This is a genomic window from Anoxybacillus sp. TBDG-1 (assembly GCF_054815885.1).
Genome location: NZ_JBTZSY010000082.1, coordinates 1 through 4,290 on the forward strand (window position 1 = coordinate 1; position 4,290 = coordinate 4,290).

Here is a 4,290-nt window from a genome sequence, read left to right on the forward strand (position 1 = left end):
CTCGTCAGTGCTTTCTCTTTTTTGTCACTAAATCACAAAATTTGGTGATGAACCTTTTTTTTTATAGTGGTATAAAAATGAATTATTATAAAAATATAGAAAGAGTGATGTGTTTTTTATGAAAAAAAGTTGTCTCCTTAACAATTAGTGTTGTCTTATTGTTGTTTCTTGGTACTATTACTGATGGTTCTTCAGGAGACTATATTGAGGTTTATTTAATTGAAAAATCTGAGGATAGCCTGCGTTTAACGTGGAAGCAAATTTCTAAAGCTAAAAAATATGTTTTATATGATAATAGGGGAAAAGTTTTGTATGAAGGGAATGAAAGAGAGTTTATTCATAAGAACCTAACATCGGGTGAAATGTATGAGTATGTTTTGGCTGCATTTGATAAAGATGAGCAGTTATTGACCAAGATGAATGTTATCACAAATACATTGCATCCTCTATCAAATGATAGTGTGAAAGTGGATATGTTTTTTAATGAAAGAATGATAAAAATTGATTGGTCGGATATTCCAAATGTTCAAAGTTATACGGTTTATCGTGATGGGAAGCCAGTGGTTGTTGTTTCACAAAGTGAGTTCAAAGACTTTAATGTATCATTTGGTCGGGAATACATGTATATCATTGAAGGTATAGAAAAAGTAAAAAAATTCGATAAAGAAAAAGACAAAGTAGTTGAAGACGAAAAAAATCATGTCATCCTAATATCTGCGAAGCAAGTAATTGATAAGCGTAATATGCGTTTTGAGGAATTCTCCCAGTCATTTTCAACACTCGCAGTTGAACCCGTAACTTCTTACCGCAATACAACATTTATTAAGCCCGCTAAAATATCCGCACCAGATGGTTACTGCTATGGGGGAGACAATCGTGACTTTTCTGCTTCTGCTAGCACTTATCGTACTCGAGTCGATCTCTCGATTTATTGGCAAGATAGGACTTATGGATTTTCAAAATACACAAGCGATTCTATTCGCTATAATAAAAATGATAATGGTACATGTGGTTCAACGGAATTGGCAAGAAAAAATGCTGGGACATCAGGTATAACGGCTGTAAAGGAATGGATTACATCCAGTGAAGCACAATTTCAAATCTCCCATTCTGTTGGATTGCCGTTTTACATGGATGCCCCACCGAATATTGATTACAGATATAGTTTAAATATTCAAAAAAGTGGAGTTACTTATATTAATGGTAGTCATGACCAGTATCCTTGGCATGAAATTTATAGATCGGATAATGGGGGAACGTGGAAAACTCTGTATCAATTTAATCCTGATGCTGCAGGTACAAATGTCAATTATTTATTTCCTTGGTACCCCAATAAGAAAATCGCAGTGAGTAAGTAATTTTATATTAAAAGGGGATAGTATAAGTGAAAAAATTTTTAATAGGAGTTTTGTTGGCGTTTGTCACGTTTGCCCTTTCGCTCTCATTATTTAGCACTTTTTCTTTCTTTATTGCCATTTTTCCAATTGCAGTACTAGCTGTTCCGTTTATATGTGCAGTAACAGAGGCGCTCATTTCTTTTGTCGATGAAAAATGGGGATTTAAATGGGATTGGGCGGTTGTTTTAGGGATCGCAACGATTACGTCGCTTCCTTTTTATTCTTCTTTTGTTTTTACAGCTCCGATTTATATGGGAGCACTGGGATATTATGTAGGGAGAAGACTATGTGCTCGATTACATTAGAGGCAATGTAGGTGTGTTGGGGATTATTTAATTCATTTTTGCAAGTGATGTGATGTTTGATAGAGAGAATGATAAATGAAAGAAGCATATGAATCGAATTTCATAGAGAGGGAAATGCCCTCTCTATGAAAACAACCGATTTCTCATTTTGAAAAGCTCTCGTTCTGTCATCGTTGTTTTATGAACGGTGAAATCAACGTCAAGTTGGAGGTTGTTAAGACGTTCGTTGAATTGTTCGTAGTGGGAGTCAATTTTTTCGTTTAGTGCGTGGATTTCTTGCTTCATTGCTGTCATTTCACCGCGCATATGATGGACGTCCATCGTTAAAGCTTCAAGCTTTGCGTCCGTTTCGTCTTGACGATGGAGAAGAGCGTTCATAAGATCGTAAAGCTCTTTTTGTCCATTTTTTAATGCTTGTTGCTCTTCGCGAATGAGCTGTTGCTCTTTGCGGAATGCATTCATTTCCTCCCGCAACGAGTTTATTTCTTCGCGGAATGTTTTCTGCTCTTCTCGAATAGCTCGTTGCTCTTCTCGAATAGCTCGTTGCTCTTCTCGAATAGCTCGTTGTTCTTCTCGAACGTCTTGTAATTCTTTTTGGATGTCTGTGACGATGGATAAAATTTTCTCCAACACTTGTGCACTCATGTTCTCACCTCCTTTTATACACAACCATATTATAACATCATTCGACAAAAAAAGGGGATAAAAAATCCCCCCTATACTTCCACATCAATAAATTGAAACGATGAAACGTCAAATAAACCTTGGTCAGTTAGCTTGAGCTCTGGAATGACCGGCAATGCTAAAAAGGCGAGCGTAATAAATGGGTTAAATTCGTTTGATGCTCCAATGGCGATTAAAGCATTGTGTATGGTTTGTAATCGCTTTAATACTTCTTCATAACTTTTTGTTGTCATGAGCCCACCGATTTCGAGCGGCAACTCTGCTAAAACGCGTCCATTTTCGACAACGACAAGTCCACCGTTTATGTGTTGGATATGTTCAATTGCAGTGATGATGTCGTCATCGTTCGTTCCGGTAGCGATGATGTTATGCGAGTCATGGGCAATTGATGAAGCAATCGCTCCTTTTTTCAGTTGAAAGCCGTTGACGATGCCAACACCGACGCCGAGACCGCGGTGCCGCTCAACAACAACGAGCTTCAGCAAATCCCGCTCGATTGACGGTTGAAAGACACCATTTTGGACGTTTACTTCTGTGATGAGACGTTTTGTATGCAAATGATTTGGAATAATTCGGATGACATTAGCACAATTTCCACGCGTAAATGGAATTTGTATATCTTCTTTTGTTAATTTTTTTGCATGGACGGACTGTATAATCGTTTTGTCAACCGAAGTTGCTTTCCCCACAGAAAAGGTAGCGCGTCCGTTTTCAGCAACGATTGCCCCTTTTTTAAAGACATGAGTAATCGAAAATGAATGTAAATCATCCACAAGCAAAAAGTCGGCATCATACCCAGGGGCGATGGCGCCTTTCGTATATAGGCGATAACATTCTGCTGCATTTAATGTCGCCATTTGAATGGCTGTTATCGGCTCGATGCCTGCTTGAATTGCTAGGCGAATATGATGATCGATGCTTCCCTCATTGACAAGTTCGTCAATATGTTTATCGTCTGTGCAAAATAAAAAGCGGCGCGCGTTATACGTATTGACCGCTGGAAGGAGTTTGTTTAAATCTTTTGCGACCGAACCTTCCCGAATTAATACGTACATGCCTCGTTGAATGCGGGCGAGCGCTTCATCGACTGTGACACATTCATGGTCAGTATGGACGTTTGCGCTACGATACACGTTCACGGCTGTTTCATCAAGACCAGCTAAATGCCCGTCAATCAGTTTGCCTGCGGCATGGGCTGCGGAAAGTTTTGCGAGCATTTGTTGTTTTCCTTTTAGAAGGGACGGGTAGTCCATCACTTCTGCAAGTCCGAGCACGCGCGGATGGAAAAAAAACGGTGCCAAATGTTCGGCACGTAATGTCGCACCAGCATGTTCAAAATCGGTGGCAGGCACGCACGATGGCAACATGACATATACATCAAGCGGAACGTCATTGGAGTCGTTTAGCATAAATTCAATGCCTTTTGTCCCCGAGACGTTTGCAATTTCGTGCGGATCGGTAATGACGGTGGTGACGCCGTGCGGAACGACGACGCGGGCAAACTCGCTTGGGGTGACCAACGATGATTCAATATGAACGTGTCCGTCAATAAGCCCAGGGCAAACGTATTTCCCTTTTGCGTCAATGACGGTTTGCCCGTCATATGCACCGATACCAACAATTTTGCCATCGGCAATGGCAACGTCCGCTTGGACAATTTCATGTGTAAAGACGTTGATAATTTTTCCGTTTTTTACAACAACATCAGCTAATTGTTGTTTTGAAGCTACAGCAAGTCGTTTCATGGATGTCCTCCTCTCCAACTCGATACGAGGAGAAATCCTCGTAGTCAAACAATTTACGGTCGTTTGGTAGAAACTTTCGGACCATATTTCCGAAATTAGGTTAACAATTTTATTAAAATCATAAAATAACGACAAAGATTTTAATAAAATTGTTTATCA

General features: G+C 39.6%; 4 protein-coding genes and 1 riboswitch. Of the genes, 2 read left to right on the forward strand and 2 right to left on the reverse strand.

The window, feature by feature from the left end; genetic code table 11:
• The first annotated feature begins 158 nt into the window (after positions 1-158).
• Positions 159-1,358: a DUF3238 domain-containing protein gene (locus ACYQY7_RS13655; RefSeq protein ID WP_461202876.1), complete on the forward strand. Its 1,200-nt coding sequence runs from the start codon at positions 159-161 to the stop codon at positions 1,356-1,358.
• Positions 1,359-1,384: 26 nt separating this feature from the next.
• On the forward strand, positions 1,385-1,702 hold the full coding sequence (locus ACYQY7_RS13660) for a hypothetical protein (RefSeq protein ID WP_171335084.1): 318 nt from the start codon (positions 1,385-1,387) through the stop codon (positions 1,700-1,702).
• 123 nt (positions 1,703-1,825) lie between these two features.
• Here ACYQY7_RS13660 and ACYQY7_RS13665 read toward each other — a convergent pair whose 3' ends face one another.
• Both ACYQY7_RS13665 and ade read right to left on the reverse strand, forming a co-directional pair.
• Positions 1,826-2,347 (reverse strand): hypothetical protein, encoded by a 522-nt coding sequence (locus tag ACYQY7_RS13665; RefSeq protein WP_461202878.1) that lies wholly within the window; start codon positions 2,345-2,347, stop codon positions 1,826-1,828.
• A 71-nt stretch (positions 2,348-2,418) separates the two neighbouring features.
• Entirely contained in the window at positions 2,419-4,131 is a 1,713-nt protein-coding gene (gene ade, locus ACYQY7_RS13670; protein WP_461202880.1) for an adenine deaminase, read from the reverse strand.
• A 21-nt stretch (positions 4,132-4,152) separates the two neighbouring features.
• A riboswitch (purine riboswitch) is annotated at positions 4,153-4,249 on the reverse strand.
• Positions 4,250-4,290: the final 41 nt, after the last annotated feature.

Coding starts and splice junctions, on each gene's coding strand:
- ade (WP_461202880.1), bottom strand. CDS start 4,131: ATGAAACGACTTGCTGTAGCTTCAAAACAACAATTAGCTGATGTTGTT.
- ACYQY7_RS13665 (WP_461202878.1), bottom strand. CDS start 2,347: ATGAGTGCACAAGTGTTGGAGAAAATTTTATCCATCGTCACAGACATC.